The organism is Klebsiella sp. AqSCr, from assembly GCF_008452795.1.
GTDB classification, from domain to species: Bacteria; Pseudomonadota; Gammaproteobacteria; order Enterobacterales; family Enterobacteriaceae; genus Klebsiella; species Klebsiella pneumoniae.
Genome location: NZ_MJDM01000005.1, coordinates 2,259,824 through 2,275,497, shown reverse-complemented (window position 1 = coordinate 2,275,497; position 15,674 = coordinate 2,259,824). Strand labels below are relative to the sequence as shown.

12 protein-coding genes and 2 pseudogenes are annotated in these 15,674 nt (G+C 56.6%); 7 read left to right on the top strand and 7 right to left on the bottom strand.

The window, feature by feature from the left end; genetic code table 11:
- Positions 1 to 35: 35 nt before the first annotated feature.
- The 4 genes from endA to metK form a co-directional block, all read right to left on the bottom strand.
- Positions 36 to 743 carry a deoxyribonuclease I gene (gene endA / locus BHE81_RS15060; RefSeq protein ID WP_002916589.1) on the bottom strand — a complete coding sequence of 236 codons (708 nt, stop codon included), beginning with the start codon at positions 741 to 743 and terminating at the stop codon, positions 36 to 38.
- 94 nt (positions 744 to 837) lie between these two features.
- The gene (locus BHE81_RS15055) at positions 838 to 1,338 is read right to left on the bottom strand and encodes a SprT family zinc-dependent metalloprotease (protein ID WP_002916588.1); all 501 of its coding nucleotides are present in this window, start codon (positions 1,336 to 1,338) and stop codon (positions 838 to 840) included.
- Between the two features lie 77 nt (positions 1,339 to 1,415).
- Positions 1,416 to 2,810: a sugar porter family MFS transporter gene (locus BHE81_RS15050; RefSeq protein ID WP_002916587.1), complete on the bottom strand. Its 1,395-nt coding sequence runs from the start codon at positions 2,808 to 2,810 to the stop codon at positions 1,416 to 1,418.
- Between the two features lie 381 nt (positions 2,811 to 3,191).
- Entirely contained in the window at positions 3,192 to 4,346 is a 1,155-nt protein-coding gene (metK, locus tag BHE81_RS15045) for a methionine adenosyltransferase (RefSeq protein ID WP_004149807.1), read from the bottom strand.
- 701 nt (positions 4,347 to 5,047) lie between these two features.
- Here metK and yqgB point away from each other — a divergent pair.
- The 3 genes from yqgB to speB all read left to right on the top strand — a co-directional run bounded on the left by yqgB (position 5,048) and on the right by speB (position 8,318).
- The gene (gene yqgB, locus BHE81_RS15040; RefSeq protein WP_002916578.1) at positions 5,048 to 5,179 is read left to right on the top strand and encodes an acid stress response protein YqgB; all 132 of its coding nucleotides are present in this window, start codon (positions 5,048 to 5,050) and stop codon (positions 5,177 to 5,179) included.
- Positions 5,180 to 5,187: 8 nt separating this feature from the next.
- Positions 5,188 to 7,164 (top strand): biosynthetic arginine decarboxylase, encoded by a 1,977-nt coding sequence (speA, locus tag BHE81_RS15035; RefSeq protein ID WP_023342612.1) that lies wholly within the window; start codon positions 5,188 to 5,190, stop codon positions 7,162 to 7,164.
- Positions 7,165 to 7,397: 233 nt separating this feature from the next.
- Positions 7,398 to 8,318 (top strand): agmatinase, encoded by a 921-nt coding sequence (gene speB, locus BHE81_RS15030; RefSeq protein WP_002916572.1) that lies wholly within the window; start codon positions 7,398 to 7,400, stop codon positions 8,316 to 8,318.
- Between the two features lie 50 nt (positions 8,319 to 8,368).
- Here the strand turns inward: speB and BHE81_RS15025 are convergent.
- From BHE81_RS15025 to BHE81_RS15015, 3 genes and pseudogenes are all read right to left on the bottom strand, one after another.
- Positions 8,369 to 8,584: pseudogene (locus BHE81_RS15025) on the bottom strand (OprD family outer membrane porin); the annotation flags it as partial.
- 86 nt (positions 8,585 to 8,670) lie between these two features.
- Positions 8,671 to 8,745: pseudogene (locus BHE81_RS28790) on the bottom strand (hypothetical protein); the annotation flags it as partial.
- A 33-nt stretch (positions 8,746 to 8,778) separates the two neighbouring features.
- Entirely contained in the window at positions 8,779 to 9,537 is a 759-nt protein-coding gene (locus BHE81_RS15015) for a M48 family metallopeptidase (RefSeq protein WP_004151780.1), read from the bottom strand.
- A 278-nt stretch (positions 9,538 to 9,815) separates the two neighbouring features.
- Here BHE81_RS15015 and tkt point away from each other — a divergent pair, with 278 nt between their 5' ends.
- From tkt to fbaA, 4 genes are all read left to right on the top strand, one after another.
- The gene (gene tkt, locus BHE81_RS15010) at positions 9,816 to 11,807 is read left to right on the top strand and encodes a transketolase (RefSeq protein WP_004174438.1); all 1,992 of its coding nucleotides are present in this window, start codon (positions 9,816 to 9,818) and stop codon (positions 11,805 to 11,807) included.
- 385 nt (positions 11,808 to 12,192) lie between these two features.
- Complete coding sequence (epd, locus tag BHE81_RS15005) at positions 12,193 to 13,221, top strand: erythrose-4-phosphate dehydrogenase (protein ID WP_002916512.1); 1,029 nt, start codon at positions 12,193 to 12,195, stop codon at positions 13,219 to 13,221.
- A gap of 39 nt (positions 13,222 to 13,260) precedes the next feature.
- Positions 13,261 to 14,424 (top strand): phosphoglycerate kinase, encoded by a 1,164-nt coding sequence (gene pgk / locus BHE81_RS15000; RefSeq protein WP_002916508.1) that lies wholly within the window; start codon positions 13,261 to 13,263, stop codon positions 14,422 to 14,424.
- Between the two features lie 97 nt (positions 14,425 to 14,521).
- Positions 14,522 to 15,601 (top strand): class II fructose-bisphosphate aldolase, encoded by a 1,080-nt coding sequence (gene fbaA / locus BHE81_RS14995; RefSeq protein WP_004144748.1) that lies wholly within the window; start codon positions 14,522 to 14,524, stop codon positions 15,599 to 15,601.
- The last annotated feature ends 73 nt before the right edge of the window (positions 15,602 to 15,674 follow it).

Sequence of the window (15,674 nt, the reverse complement as noted above, 5' to 3'; positions counted from 1 at the left end):
CAGGGCTGCAAATTAACAATTGCCGCTAGTGTAGGTTAGCTCTTTTGCGCCTGGCAAGCCTGCTGGACATACGGATTATGGTTGCCCTGCACTTTCGCGATGCGCTCATCACGTTCACATTCCCAGGCGGTGACCGGGTACTGTTTATTCCAGGCGGTAAACAGCTGAGTTTGCTGGCGGGAAAGATTCAGCTGATAGCGGTCGCGCATATAGAAGTAGGTGCGGGCGATGGCGCCGCGAGCGCGGGCAGGGGGCTCGGCGATTTTATCTTTAAAATCGACCTTCATGGTGCACTGGCCGTACTGGCCTTCACCGCCGTTCCACTGGCTGTACATAAAGTTGCCGCGATCGCCATTCACTTCTCCCACCGCCGGCTGCAGGTTGTGCATATCGCTTTCCATCTTGCGGTATTCCGGATCTTTGGCGCAGTTTTTACGTCCACCCTCCTGCCAGCACTGACGCTGATGGCCGAACTGCCATGCCGGCACTACGTGCTCCCATTCAACCCGGCTGGCGCGGTTCTCATTTTTACGCACTTTATAGCCGCAGGATTCCAAATCGATAACGCCTTTTTTCCCCTGCCAGTCGATTTTACAGCCGCAATAAAAATCGCCCGGAACGTCGGCATTCACTTTGACGCCAGCGGCTTTGGCCTGGGAAAAACTATTAATACCAGCGGCCGCAAGCGGACCACTGACTGCCGCGCTCAATACCGCTACGGCTAAAACATGCATACGGGACATCGTTAACTCCGTGTCAAAACGAGCCCGCAACGTAGCGAATGAGGGTGCCGGATGCAATCAGTCAGATCAGAAAGTTTCTAATTAATTCCGATGGTTATTTTTCAGCCACCAGCAGATCGCCGCAGCGAACGCAGCGGTAGGTGGCCTCGCCGCGAACCACCCGGTTATGGCGACGGACGGTGAGCTGGTGCTGCTGACAGCGACAGCGATAGGGGAAGGTGTTCTGGCGGACCGAAGCGAGTTCAAAGCGGTGGGTGCGACGCGCGGGAACGCCAAGGACGCTCTCCATCATCCATTTCCACTCTTTCCCGTGCGGCGCGACGCGGCCGAAATGCTGCCAGACCAGCAGGTGCGCCAGCTCATGCGGCACCACTTCATCGATAAACTCCCGCTGATTTTCCAGCAGCAGCACCGGGTTTAAACGAATTTCGTTTTTCTCCAGCCAGGCGGTGCCGGCGGAAGTACCACGCTGCTGGTAGACCAGCGTCGGTTCCGCATAGCGGCGTTCCAGCTTGCGATTCGCATTGGCGAGATGCTCCCGCAGGCTGCGCATGACGGCCTGCTGAATAGCGATGGGAATACGGGGCGTTTTCATAGCGTCAGAGGATAGTGCGGCGGAGGGGGGAGAGCAAGAGGAAGCTTCCTCCCGGGATGGGAGGAAGCTCAGGAAGGTTAATCGCGGGCACCGATCTCGCGCAGTGGACGACCCTGCATCAGGTTACGTTCAATATGTTCCAGCGAGACGTTTTTGGTTTCCGGGATCAGCCACAGCGTCAGCAGGATAAACAGCACGTTCAGACCGCCGTACACCCAGAAGGTATTGGCGCTGCCCAGCGAGTTGAGCATGGTCAGGAAGGTGGCGCCGACAATCATGTTGGCAATCCAGTTGGTCGCTGTGGAGCAGGTGATACCGAAGTCGCGGCCTTTCAGCGGCTGGATTTCGGAGCACAGTACCCAAATCAGTGGGCCGGCGCTCATGGCGAAACCGACGATGAACATCAGCAGCATCAGGACGGCGATGTACTGGGCGGTAGAGGAGTGAATGCCGATGTGCATCATGGTACCCAGGACGCCCATACCCGCGGCCATCACGATAAAGCCAAGGATCAGCGTCGGTTTACGGCCCCAGCGGTCGACCAGACCGATGGCGATAAAGGTGGCCAGCACGTTAGTCAGACCGACGATCACTGTCCCCCACATTTGCTCAGTGGTGTTGGCATAACCCGCCAGCTCAAAGATCTTCGGCGCGTAGTACATGATGACGTTCATCCCGGTGAACTGTTGCATCACCTGCAGCAGGATGCCGAGGAACACCGCGCGGCGGAAGTTGCTGTTGTCTTTAAACAGCGACCAGCCGGACTGTTTTACCTTCAGGCTTTCACGGATTTCATCGAGCTCGCGTTTCGCTTCGGCGCTGGTATCGCGCAGGCGCAGCAGCACGCGTTCCGCATCGACAAAGCGACGTTTGGCGGCGAACCAGCGCGGGCTGTCCGGCAGGAAGATAACACCGATCAGCAGCAATACCGCCGGAATGATGATAACCCCGAGCATCCAGCGCCATGCGCCGCTGTAGCTGAAAGCGGTGTCAGAGAGATAGGCGCCAAGGATCCCGATGGTGATCATCAGCTGGTACATGGAAATCATACTGCCGCGAATTTTTTCTGGCGCGATTTCCGACAGATACAGCGGAGCCGTATATGAGGCGACGCCCACCGCCAGGCCGAGCAGCACACGGGAAACCAGCAGGATCTCGACGTTTGGCGCGGCGGCAGAGAACAGCGAACCGGCGACGAAGAGGATGGCGCCGATCATCAGGCTCTTTTTCCGGCCCAGTTTGAAAGAGAGCCAGCCGCTGCCGACCGCGCCGACGGCAGCTCCGAACATCATGGAGCTGACCACCCACTCCTGGGTGTGGGCGGAAATCTGGAACTCATTGGCAATAAAGGGTAAGGCACCCGCAATAACACCGATATCAAGGCCGAACAGCAGGCCAGCCAGCGCGGCGAGGAAACAGACGAAGAACGTCATAGTCTTGTTCGAACGCCCTTGTTTTTTGTTGTCAGGCATAACGCCCTCCAGTTGAGTTATTGATTCTGTCGATGGTTAGGGTAGGACACTCGTCGGTAAAAAAACGTGACTATAATCACGGCTGTGTAATCGTTTCCACAAAGGTAAAGAAACGTAATTCATTAAATGCTTTTTAAATCAGCAATATAAACAAGGATAGACGACATTTTGAAAAACGGTAATCAGAGTTGACCGAAACAATATGTAACATTGTGAAAAATGGGTACAGGAGATAGCGTCTTTGGGCAGAAGGTGACAGTCTTTACTATGTAATCGCTTTCATTTTTTGGCGGCCGCGCGTTGAAATGGGGGCGCAGAAAAGGGGGGGCGTAAATAAAAAGGCCAGCGCGAGACTGGCCTTGAAGAGAGGAAGCGCGGAGATTATTTCAGACCGGCCGCTTCCCGCAGCAGCGCCGCTTTGTCGGTTTTTTCCCATGGGAAATGTTCGCGACCAAAGTGACCGTAGGCTGCGGTTTCTTTGTAGATCGGGTGCAGCAGATCCAGCATCTGAATCAGACCGTATGGACGCAGGTCGAAGAACTCACGCACCAGCAGGGTCAGCTGTTCAGAAGGCACTTTCTCGGTGCCAAAGGTTTCCACCATGATGGACGTCGGTTCTGCAACGCCGATAGCGTAGGAAACCTGAATTTCGCAACGATCGGCCAGGCCTGCGGCAACGATGTTCTTCGCCACATAGCGCGCCGCGTAGGCTGCGGAACGGTCAACTTTAGATGGATCTTTACCGGAGAACGCGCCGCCGCCGTGGCGAGCCATGCCGCCGTAGGTATCAACGATGATCTTACGACCGGTCAGACCGCAGTCGCCCATCGGGCCGCCAATAACGAAACGGCCGGTCGGGTTGATGAAGAATTTGGTGGACGCGTTGAGCCATTCGGTCGGCAGAATCGGCTTGATGATCTCTTCCATCACTGCTTCCTGCAGGGATTTCTGATCGATATCTTCCGCGTGCTGAGTCGACAGAACGACCGCGTCGATGCCGACGATTTTGCCGTCGTCATACTGGAAGGTCACCTGGCTTTTCGCATCCGGGCGCAGCCACGGCAGGGTGCCGTTTTTACGCACTTCAGCCTGACGCTGCACCAGACGGTGAGCGTAAGTCACCGGCGCCGGCATCAGCACGTCGGTTTCGTTAGTGGCGTAGCCAAACATCAGTCCCTGGTCGCCGGCGCCCTGTTCCAGCGGATCGGCACGGTCAACGCCCTGGTTAATGTCCGGAGACTGTTTACCAATGGCGCTCAGTACGGCGCACGAGTTGGCGTCAAAGCCCATATCGGAATGCACGTAGCCAATTTCGCGGACGGTGTTGCGGGTGATCTCTTCGATATCAACCCATGCGCTGGTGGTGATTTCGCCGCCTACCAGCACCATGCCGGTTTTGACATAGGTTTCACATGCGACACGCGCTTTTGGATCCTGCTCGAGGATCGCATCCAGCACGGCATCGGAGATTTGGTCAGCAATTTTGTCAGGATGCCCTTCTGATACGGACTCAGACGTAAAAAGGTGTTTTGCCATATTTTATTTCACCTGTGGACGATTCGGATAGCTCATACTGTTGTGTAATGTGGCTTTGGTGGATAATCAGCGCAAAGCCGCGCAGGTAGCGACACGAGCAGTCTGAGTGTTAATCAGTATAGACGGATTAACTTCTGGACGGCCATTTTAGGTCAAATCTTGAGCCCATTTCCAGCCTTTTTTGATGGCGGTCGCATTTATGGGAAAACCCGCCTGGCAAAATTTCCTGACAACCGCGCAAACAGGCACATTTTTATTTTGCTTTTTACCCCGCTTCTCGGTATAAAACGCCGCGCGCGGCTCATTAAAAAAGCGCACGGGGCATGGCCCTGTGGTGCCACTTCCAGCCGGGTTAAGCAGTCTGTATTTACAGAATCTCGCAGCGGCGTAGCGCCTGTTGCCCGGTATGTATAGCTTTGGCTTGTCGCCGACCCTGTCGCAGGGCGGTGTGGAGGTGATACCAGATAATGAACCAATGTTTTTCGTTTGATTCGTCGCGTCGTTCTGTCGCGCGTCAGCACTCCGCAACCTGCATCTCTCTCATGCAAACCAGCCGATGTTCACCCCATCTCGGCGCTTCTCAGGATTCCAGGGCCGGTCGGCCGTCAGAAAACTGAACAAGGGCGCTCTTGCCTGGCAAGAGTTTTCTCGTGGTTTCTCCGGACTGTCATACTCTGTTCGGCTACGTGTTTTACGATGATATGAATAAGAAACCGGTCGCGCAGTCGCAAAACCAGCAAATAGTGCTGGGCTTTAGGACTGTTCATGGGTTGTTATCGCATCTTTGGACTGCGATAGTAGTTAACTGTCTTACACTTATTATTAAAAATTGAGGTTCGCTATGTCTGACGACATGTCTATGGTTTCGCCTTCGTCAGCAGGCGAACACGGTGTACTACGTTCCATGCAGGAGGTAGCGATGAGCTCCCAGGAAGCCAGCAAGATGCTGCGTACTTATAATATTGCCTGGTGGGGCAATAACTATTATGACGTCAACGAACTGGGCCACATCAGCGTTTGCCCGGATCCGGACGTCCCGGAAGCGCGCGTTGACCTCGCGGAATTAGTCAAAGCGCGTGAAGCGCAAGGGCAGCGCTTGCCGGCGCTGTTCTGCTTCCCGCAGATCCTGCAGCACCGCCTGCGCTCGATCAACGCCGCCTTCAAACGCGCGCGTGAATCGTATGGCTATAACGGCGATTACTTCCTCGTCTACCCGATCAAGGTTAACCAGCACCGTCGCGTGATTGAATCGCTGATCCATTCCGGCGAGCCGCTGGGCCTGGAAGCCGGTTCGAAAGCGGAACTGATGGCCGTGCTGGCGCACGCCGGGATGACCCGCAGCGTCATCGTCTGTAATGGTTATAAAGACCGCGAATATATCCGTCTGGCGCTGGTGGGCGAGAAGATGGGCCACAAGGTCTATCTGGTCATTGAGAAGATGTCCGAGATCGTTATCGTACTGGAAGAGGCCGAGCGCCTGAACGTGGTGCCGCGCCTTGGCGTACGTGCGCGTCTGGCCTCGCAGGGCTCCGGTAAATGGCAGTCCTCCGGCGGCGAGAAGTCCAAGTTCGGCCTCGCAGCGACCCAGGTGCTGCAACTGGTCGAAATTCTGCGCGAGGCAGGCCATCTTGAGAGCCTGCAACTGCTGCACTTCCACCTCGGTTCGCAGATGGCTAACATTCGCGATATCGCCACCGGCGTGCGTGAATCGGCGCGTTTCTACGTCGAACTACATAAGCTGGGCGTCAACATTCAGTGCTTCGACGTCGGCGGCGGCCTGGGCGTGGACTATGAAGGCACCCGCTCGCAGTCCGATTGCTCGGTGAACTACGGTCTGAACGAATACGCCAACAATATCATCTGGGCGATCGGCGATGCCTGCGAAGAGAATGGCCTGCCGCACCCGACGGTGATCACCGAGTCCGGCCGCGCGGTGACCGCGCACCATACCGTGCTGGTTTCCAACATCATCGGCGTTGAGCGTAACGAATACACCGAGGCGACCCCGCCGGCGGAAGACGCTGCGCGTCCGCTGCAGAGCATGTGGGAAACCTGGCTGGAGATGCACGAGACCGGCAACCGCCGCTCGCTGCGCGAATGGCTGCACGACAGCCAGATGGACCTGCACGATATCCACATCGGCTACTCCTCAGGCACCTTCAACCTGCAGGAGCGCGCGTGGGCGGAACAGCTGTATCTGAACATGTGCCATGAGGTGCAGAAGCAGCTCGACCCGAGCAACCGCGCCCATCGTCCCATCATCGATGAGCTGCAGGAGCGAATGGCGGATAAAATCTACGTCAACTTCTCGTTGTTCCAGTCGATGCCGGATGCCTGGGGGATCGATCAGCTGTTCCCGGTGATGCCGCTGGAAGGGCTGAACAAGTCGCCGGAGCGCCGCGCGGTGCTGCTGGACATCACCTGCGATTCCGATGGCGCCATCGATCACTACGTGGACGGCGACGGGATCGCCACCACCATGCCGATGCCGGAATACGACCCGGAGAACCCGCCGATGCTGGGCTTCTTCATGGTTGGCGCCTATCAGGAGATCCTCGGCAACATGCACAACCTGTTCGGCGATACCGAGGCGGTGGACGTGTTCGTCTTCCCTGACGGCAGCGTTGAGGTTGAGCTGTCCGACGAGGGCGATACCGTAGCGGATATGCTGCAGTATGTGCAGCTGGATCCGAACACGCTGCTGACCCAGTTCCGCGATCAGGTGAAAAATACCGGTCTGGACGATGCGCTGCAGCAGCAGTTCCTCGAGGAGTTCGAGGCGGGACTGTACGGCTATACTTATCTGGAAGACGAGTAGCCGCTGATGCCCGGTGGCGCTGCGCTGACCGGGCCTGCGTATGTCGGCCGGATAAGGCGAAGCCGTCATCCGGCAGCATGCGATACTCACTTGAACCCGTATGCATTACCGGCGATAATTCACGCCAATAAGCGATTTATCTATCAAACCCTTCCTCGTCGGGCCTAACGACGCGGAGGGGTTTTTTTATACTTATTTTTTACGTTCCACGACTGTCAAAAGAGGTCATATCCATGAGCACTTTAGGTCATCAATACGATAACTCCCTGGTATCCAATGCCTTTGGCTTTCTGCGTTTGCCAATGAACTTTATGCCGTATGAAAGCGATGCGGACTGGGTCATCACCGGCGTGCCGTTCGATATGGCGACCTCCGGGCGCGCGGGCGGCCGTCATGGCCCGGCGGCGATCCGTCAGGTTTCCACTAACCTTGCCTGGGAGCACAACCGTTTCCCGTGGAACTTCGATATGCGCGAGCGCCTGAACGTGGTGGACTGCGGGGATCTGGTGTACGCCTTCGGCGACGCGCGCGAAATGAGCGAGAAGCTGCAGGCTCACGCCGAGAAGCTGCTGGCGGCCGGCAAACGTATGCTCTCCTTTGGCGGCGACCACTTCGTTACCCTGCCGCTGCTGCGCGCCCATGCCAAGCACTTTGGTAAAATGGCGCTGGTGCACTTCGATGCTCACACCGATACCTACGCCAACGGCTGCGAGTTCGACCACGGCACCATGTTCTATACCGCGCCGAACGAAGGGCTTATCGATCCGAACCACTCCGTACAGATCGGGATCCGCACCGAGTTCGACAAAGACAATGGCTTTACGGTGCTCGACGCCGGCCAGGTTAACGACCGCAGCGTTGATGACGTGATTGCCCAGGTGAAGCAGATCGTCGGCGACATGCCGGTGTACCTGACCTTTGATATCGACTGTCTGGATCCGGCGTTTGCGCCAGGCACCGGTACCCCGGTTATCGGTGGGCTGACCTCCGACCGCGCGATCAAGCTGGTGCGCGGCCTGAAGGACCTGAACATCGTCGGGATGGACGTGGTGGAAGTCGCCCCGGCCTACGATCAGTCCGAAATTACCGCTCTGGCGGCGGCGACCCTGGCGCTGGAGATGCTGTACATCCAGGCGGCGAAAAAGGGCGAATAACCCCGGTAACCCCCTGTGCCGTACGGTACAGGGGGTTAATCAAGGCGCAGGCCGCTGGGCCCGCGACCGCCGTCAAGGCGCACCGCATACTGGGCGATACAGTCCACACCGAAGCCGACCGGTCCCTGGGTAAACCCCGATTTGAAGGTGGCGATAATCCCCTGGCCCCATTCGGCTTTATCCGGCAACCCATCGCGATAATCACGTTTGGTATATACCCTAAATATTTCGAGTTGCCGGACAAAACGGCTAGCCGTTTTGAACAGCGCTTGCGCTGGCCCCGTAGGGGCGAGGCCCAGGGATAGGCCGAGTTATTGCCAACGCACATGCAGCTTGAAGTATGACGGGTATAAGCGTTACGTAAAAAGAGTTCCAAGTGGCTGTCTTCAATAAAGCCCTGGCTATTTGATTGTTGGCTGGCAAAGATTGGTGAGGAGGCGCTAGCGCCTCCCGCTGTCGCTTATTTAATGCCGTCGGCCTTCATGCGATCGCGAATATGCTGCGCGCGCGCTTCTGAGGCCGGGTGATCGTCAAACATCGAACTCTGACGACCGGCTTCCAGCTTGGCCAGTTTCTCGAAGCTGGTGGCCAGTCCCGACGGATTGATACCGCGCTTACGCAGCAGGTCGTAAGAGTAGTCATCCGCTTCCGATTCCTGACGCTGGGAGAACTGCGAGTTCACCAGTTTTTCGCCCAGATCGCCCAACTGAGACTGCGACAGGCTACCGACGATACCGCCCGCGGAGGCCGCCGCCGCACGCACGGCGTTGGTACCCAGGGCGACCTGCATGCCTTTCTTCACGTGGCCCAGCGCGACGTGGCCCATTTCGTGGCCGATCACCGCCTCGACTTCATTATCGTTCATCAGATCCATCAGCCCGCTGTAGACGCGGATGCAGCCGTTGGCCATGGCGAAGGCGTTGACATCCTTGGTCTCATAGACCTTGTAGTTCACGGGCTGACCATTGATGTTATCGCCCAGCGCAGCCGCGATTTTGTTCAGCCGCTGGCTGTATTCACTGTTGGCCGGGGCGATTTTCGCTTTGGCGTCCATCTCTTTACAGGCCTGGTCGCTTAAGGTTTTCACCTGCGCGTCGCTGAGAGAGTATGCCTGGAAGGCTTCGGCGCCTGAGCTGAGCAGACCGTTGGAGTCCATGTTCTGACATCCGGTGAGGGTTGCTGCGATCCCAAGAGCAAGTACGGTTGAGCGAATTTTCATTTTTATCTTCCACAATCTTATGGTTGTTTATCCGAAAATACGGCGACGGCAGGGAACCGTATTCTGCGTAAATTATAAAGAGTATCGCAGGATGCGGGCGAGCGGATTCCGGCGTAGCACAACCTGTTCCAGAGATTTCTTAAAGGGCAAAAGGATGCTCCATGTACATGACTTGTCGCTTGGGTTACATTGTTCACACTTTTTTCCGGCGTAGCCCAAAACGCGCTCTCGTCAAGTCGTTAAGGGCATGGCCTTCAACAGTCCGAACTGGAGTCAAAATGTCCTCACGTAAAGAGCTTGCTAACGCTATTCGTGCGCTGAGCATGGACGCTGTACAGAAAGCCAAATCCGGCCACCCGGGGGCCCCGATGGGTATGGCTGACATTGCCGAAGTGCTGTGGCGTGATTTCCTGAACCATAACCCGAACAATCCGGCCTGGGCTGACCGTGACCGTTTTGTGTTGTCAAATGGCCATGGTTCGATGCTGATTTACAGCCTGCTGCACCTCACTGGCTACGATCTGCCGATTGAAGAGCTGAAAAACTTCCGCCAGCTGCACTCCAAAACTCCGGGTCACCCGGAAGTCGGCTACACCGCAGGCGTGGAAACCACCACCGGTCCGCTGGGCCAGGGTATCGCTAACGCGGTCGGGATGGCTATCGCCGAGAAAACCCTGGCGGCGCAGTTCAACCGTCCGGGACACGATATCGTCGACCACTACACCTACGCCTTCATGGGCGACGGCTGTATGATGGAAGGCATTTCTCACGAAGTGTGCTCCCTGGCCGGTACCCTGAAACTGGGTAAACTGGTGGCGTTCTATGATGACAACGGCATCTCCATCGACGGCCACGTTGAAGGCTGGTTCACCGACGATACCGCCAAACGCTTTGAAGCCTACGGCTGGCACGTGGTGCGCGGCGTGGACGGTCACGACGCTGACGCCATCAAACGCGCGGTAGAAGAAGCACGGGCGGTCACCGACAAACCGTCCCTGCTGATGTGCAAAACCATCATCGGTTTCGGTTCGCCGAACAAAGCCGGTACCCACGACTCCCACGGCGCGCCGCTGGGCGACGCCGAAATCGCCCTGACCCGCGAAGCGCTGGGCTGGAAACACGCGCCGTTTGACATCCCGTCTGACATCTATGCCCAGTGGGATGCCAAAGAAGCCGGCCAGGCGAAAGAAGCCGCATGGAACGAGAAGTTTGCGGCTTACGCCAAAGCCTTCCCGCAGGAAGCAGCCGAATTCACCCGCCGTATGAAAGGCGAGATGCCGTCTGACTTCGACGCGAAAGCTAACGAGTTCATCGCGAAGCTGCAGGCCAACCCGGCGAAAATCGCCAGCCGTAAAGCCTCGCAGAACGCCATCGAAGCCTTCGGCCCGCTGCTGCCGGAATTCCTCGGCGGCTCCGCAGATCTCGCGCCGTCCAACCTGACCCTGTGGTCTGGCTCTAAGCCGATCAACGAAGACGCTGCCGGGAACTACATCCACTACGGCGTGCGCGAGTTCGGTATGACCGCTATCGCCAACGGTATCGCGCTGCACGGCGGCTTCCTGCCGTACACCTCCACCTTCCTGATGTTCGTGGAATACGCGCGTAACGCGGTACGTATGGCCGCGCTGATGAAACAGCGTCAGGTGATGGTCTACACCCACGACTCGATCGGTCTGGGCGAAGACGGCCCGACTCACCAGCCGGTAGAGCAGGTGGCTTCCCTGCGCGTGACCCCGAACATGTCCACCTGGCGTCCGTGTGACCAGGTTGAATCCGCGATTGCGTGGAAATATGGCGTGGAGCGTCAGGACGGCCCGACCGCGCTGATCCTCTCCCGTCAGAACCTGGCGCAGCAGGAGCGTACCGCAGAGCAGCTGGCGAACGTGGCCCGCGGCGGTTATGTGCTGAAAGATTGCGCAGGCCAGCCGGAGCTGATCTTCATCGCCACCGGTTCAGAAGTGGAGCTGGCGGTTGCCGCATGGGACAAACTGACTGCCGAAGGCGTGAAGGCGCGCGTGGTTTCCATGCCGTCCACCGACGCGTTCGACAAGCAGGATGCGGCTTATCGCGAATCCGTACTGCCGAAAGCCGTGACCGCGCGCGTTGCCGTGGAAGCGGGTATCGCTGACTACTGGTTCAAATACGTTGGCCTGAACGGCGCTATCGTTGGCATGACCACCTTCGGTGAGTCTGCGCCGGCTGAGCAGCTGTTCGAGGAGTTCGGCTTCACCGTTGATAACGTGGTCGCTAAAGCGAAAGCGCTGCTGTAATCGCTGGTACGGTGCGGGCTGATGCCCTCACCCCAACCCTCTCCCACAGGAGAGGGTGCAAACACCAAAAACGGTAACCCCTGGGTTACCGTTTTGCTTTTATCTCGCCACCCGGATTTTTTGTATCTGCTATTCCTGAACCATGTAATACGGTTGTAAATTATTCCAGCAAAAATGTGATGTGAGTCATATAGCTGGTTTATTGCGCTGGACAAACATTCCTTTTATTCCTCATTTCGCTTATTCTAGCTGAAGCGTTTCAGTCGTTTAAATGTTCGACAATTAATCAATCAGTCGCAGTTTGCAGCTGGTAAGGTTCCCCTCAGAGCGTTGCTGGATTACTCTGTCAGCCACCTCATAACAGGGACAGCCTTGCAGGAGATCTATGACCATTCGCATCGCGATTAATGGCTTCGGTCGCATTGGACGCAACGTGGTTCGTGCTCTATATGAATCCGGGCGTCGTGCGGAAATCACCGTGGTGGCAATCAATGAGCTGGCGGATGCCGCGGGCATCGCGCATTTATTGAAATATGACACCAGCCATGGCCGTTTCGCCTGGGATGTCCGTCAGGAGCGCGAGCAGCTGTTTGTTGGCGACGATGCCATCCGTCTGCTGCATGAGCCGACCATTGCGGCGCTGCCCTGGCGCGAACTGGCGGTGGACGTAGTGCTTGACTGTACCGGCGTATACGGGAGCCGTGAACACGGTGAAGCCCATCTTCAGGCGGGGGCGAAAAAAGTGCTCTTTTCTCACCCCGGCGGCAACGACCTCGACGCGACGGTGGTGTACGGCGTAAATCAGGATGAACTTCGCGCCGGGCATCGCATTGTCTCCAACGCCTCCTGCACCACCAACTGCATTATTCCGATCATTAAACTGCTCGATGACGCCTATGGCATTGAGTCCGGCACCGTCACCACCATTCACTCGGCGATGCATGACCAGCAGGTGATTGACGCTTATCATCCGGATCTGCGGCGTACCCGCGCGGCCAGCCAGTCGATCATTCCGGTGGATACCAAACTGGCGGCAGGGATCACCCGTATTTTTCCGCAATTTAACGACCGTTTTGAAGCGATTGCCGTGCGGGTGCCGACGATTAACGTGACGGCAATTGACCTGAGCGTGACGGTGAAAAAACCGGTAAAAGCATGTGAAGTCAACCAGTTGCTGCAAAAAGCAGCACAAGGTGCATTTCATGGTATAGTTGACTATACGGAATTACCGTTGGTCTCGACAGATTTTAACCACGATCCGCACAGCGCCATCGTCGATGGTACGCAAACCCGGGTCAGTGGCGCGCATCTGATCAAAACGCTGGTCTGGTGCGATAACGAATGGGGCTTTGCTAACCGAATGCTCGACACGACGTTAGCGATGGCGGCTATTGGTTTCAGGTTCGACGCGTAAACGTCGACAAAACTTTATGAATCAACGAGAGGATTCACCATGTCTGTAATTAAGATGACCGATCTGGATCTGGCTGGTAAACGCGTTTTTATCCGTGCGGATCTGAACGTACCAGTTAAAGACGGGAAAGTAACCAGCGACGCACGTATCCGTGCATCTCTGCCGACCATTGAACTGGCGCTGAAGCAGGGCGCGAAAGTCATGGTTACTTCTCACCTGGGTCGTCCGACCGAAGGCGAGTACAACGAAGAATTCTCTCTGCTGCCGGTTGTTAATTACCTGAAAGACAAACTGTCCAACCCGGTACGCCTGGTTAAAGACTACCTGGACGGCGTGGAAGTGGCTGCCGGTGAACTGGTGGTGCTGGAAAACGTTCGCTTCAACAAAGGCGAGAAAAAAGACGACGAAGAACTGTCTAAGAAATACGCTGCGCTGTGCGACGTGTTCGTGATGGACGCTTTCGGTACTGCGCACCGCGCGCAGGCTTCCACCCACGGCATCGGCAAATTTGCTGACGTGGCGTGCGCAGGCCCGCTGCTGGCCGCTGAACTGGACGCGCTGGGTAAAGCGCTGAAAGAGCCAGCTCGTCCGATGGTCGCTATCGTTGGTGGTTCTAAAGTGTCCACCAAACTGACCGTTCTGGATTCCCTGTCTAAAATCGCTGACCAGCTGATCGTGGGCGGCGGTATCGCTAACACCTTCGTTGCCGCTCAGGGCCACAACGTCGGTAAATCCCTGTACGAAGCAGATCTGGTTGATGAAGCCAAGCGCCTGCTGGGCACCTGCGATATCCCGGTTCCGACCGACGTTCGCGTAGCGACCGAGTTCTCCGAAACCGCAACGGCAACCCTGAAGTCTGTTAACGACATCAAAGATGACGAGCAGATTCTGGACCTTGGCGACGTTTCCGCACAGAAACTGGCTGAAATCCTGAAGAACGCCAAAACCATCCTGTGGAACGGCCCGGTTGGCGTATTCGAATTCCCTAACTTCCGTAAAGGGACTGAAATCGTGGCTAACGCTATCGCGGACAGCGAAGGTTTCTCCATCGCCGGCGGCGGTGACACCCTGGCAGCGATCGACCTGTTCGGCATCGCTGACAAAATTTCCTACATCTCCACTGGCGGCGGCGCATTCCTTGAATTCGTCGAAGGCAAAGTCCTGCCGGCAGTAGCGATGCTCGAAGAGCGCGCTAAGCAGTAATTCAGTTCAGGCGGGGAAACCCGCCTGTTTTTCAGCGCGCTTAAGGGCTCGCGAACCTTCTTCAACGGTCGAAGATACAGATACAGGACTAAGTAACATGTCTAAAATTTTTGATTTCGTAAAACCGGGCGTCATCACTGGCGACGACGTTCAGAAAGTGTTCCAGGTAGCGAAAGAAAACAACTTTGCACTGCCGGCGGTAAACTGCGTAGGTACTGATTCCATCAACGCCGTTCTGGAAGCTGCAGCGAAAGTTCGCTCTCCGGTTATCGTTCAGTTCTCTAACGGCGGCGCAGCGTTCATCGCAGGTAAAGGCGTGAAAACTGACGTTCCTCAGGGTGCTGCTATCCTCGGCGCTATCTCTGGCGCCCACCACGTGCACCAGATGGCTGAACACTACGGCGTGCCGGTTATCCTGCACACTGACCACTGCGCGAAGAAACTGCTGCCGTGGATCGACGGCCTGCTGGACGCCGGTGAAAAACACTTCGCCGCTACTGGCAAACCGCTGTTCTCTTCCCACATGATCGACCTGTCTGAAGAGTCCCTGCACGAAAACATCGAGATCTGCTCTAAGTACCTGGCGCGCATGGCCAAAATGGGCATGACCCTGGAAATCGAACTGGGCTGCACCGGCGGTGAAGAAGACGGCGTGGATAACAGCCACATGGACGCTTCCGCCCTGTACACCCAGCCGGAAGACGTGGATTACGCCTACACCGAGCTGAGCAAAATCAGCCCGCGCTTCACCATCGCCGCTTCCTTCGGTAACGTACACGGCGTGTACAAACCAGGTAACGTAGTTCTGACCCCGACCATCCTGCGCGACTCTCAGGAATATGTTTCCAAGAAACACAACCTGCCGCACAACAGCCTGAACTTCGTGTTCCACGGCGGTTCCGGTTCTTCCGCTCAGGAAATTAAAGACTCCGTCAGCTACGGCGTGGTGAAAATGAACATCGATACCGACACCCAATGGGCAACCTGGGACGGTATCCTGCAGTATTACAAAGCGAACGAAGCTTATTTGCAGGGCCAGCTGGGCAACCCGAAAGGCGAAGATCAGCCGAATAAGAAATACTACGACCCGCGCGTATGGCTGCGTGCTGCCCAGACTTCCATGGTGACTCGTCTGGAGCAGGCATTTAAAGAGCTGAACGCGATCGACGTTCTGTAAGAAAAATCTGTTTCTTACCCGGAAGCCCGCAGCAATGCGGGCTTTTTTATTATCTTAACAACAGGATAGCGCG

What these genes read in the sequence shown, in the direction of transcription:
- fbaA (WP_004144748.1), top strand. Translation starts at nt 14,522, where the DNA reads ATGTCTAAAATTTTTGATTTCGTAAAACCGGGCGTCATCACTGGCGAC.
- pgk (WP_002916508.1), top strand. Translation starts at nt 13,261, where the DNA reads ATGTCTGTAATTAAGATGACCGATCTGGATCTGGCTGGTAAACGCGTT.
- BHE81_RS15015 (WP_004151780.1), bottom strand. Translation starts at nt 9,537, where the DNA reads ATGAAAATTCGCTCAACCGTACTTGCTCTTGGGATCGCAGCAACCCTC.
- speA (WP_023342612.1), top strand. Translation starts at nt 5,188, where the DNA reads ATGTCTGACGACATGTCTATGGTTTCGCCTTCGTCAGCAGGCGAACAC.
- speB (WP_002916572.1), top strand. Translation starts at nt 7,398, where the DNA reads ATGAGCACTTTAGGTCATCAATACGATAACTCCCTGGTATCCAATGCC.
- metK (WP_004149807.1), bottom strand. Translation starts at nt 4,346, where the DNA reads ATGGCAAAACACCTTTTTACGTCTGAGTCCGTATCAGAAGGGCATCCT.
- epd (WP_002916512.1), top strand. Translation starts at nt 12,193, where the DNA reads ATGACCATTCGCATCGCGATTAATGGCTTCGGTCGCATTGGACGCAAC.
- yqgB (WP_002916578.1), top strand. Translation starts at nt 5,048, where the DNA reads ATGAATAAGAAACCGGTCGCGCAGTCGCAAAACCAGCAAATAGTGCTG.
- endA (WP_002916589.1), bottom strand. Translation starts at nt 743, where the DNA reads ATGTCCCGTATGCATGTTTTAGCCGTAGCGGTATTGAGCGCGGCAGTC.
- BHE81_RS15055 (WP_002916588.1), bottom strand. Translation starts at nt 1,338, where the DNA reads ATGAAAACGCCCCGTATTCCCATCGCTATTCAGCAGGCCGTCATGCGC.
- tkt (WP_004174438.1), top strand. Translation starts at nt 9,816, where the DNA reads ATGTCCTCACGTAAAGAGCTTGCTAACGCTATTCGTGCGCTGAGCATG.
- BHE81_RS15050 (WP_002916587.1), bottom strand. Translation starts at nt 2,810, where the DNA reads ATGCCTGACAACAAAAAACAAGGGCGTTCGAACAAGACTATGACGTTC.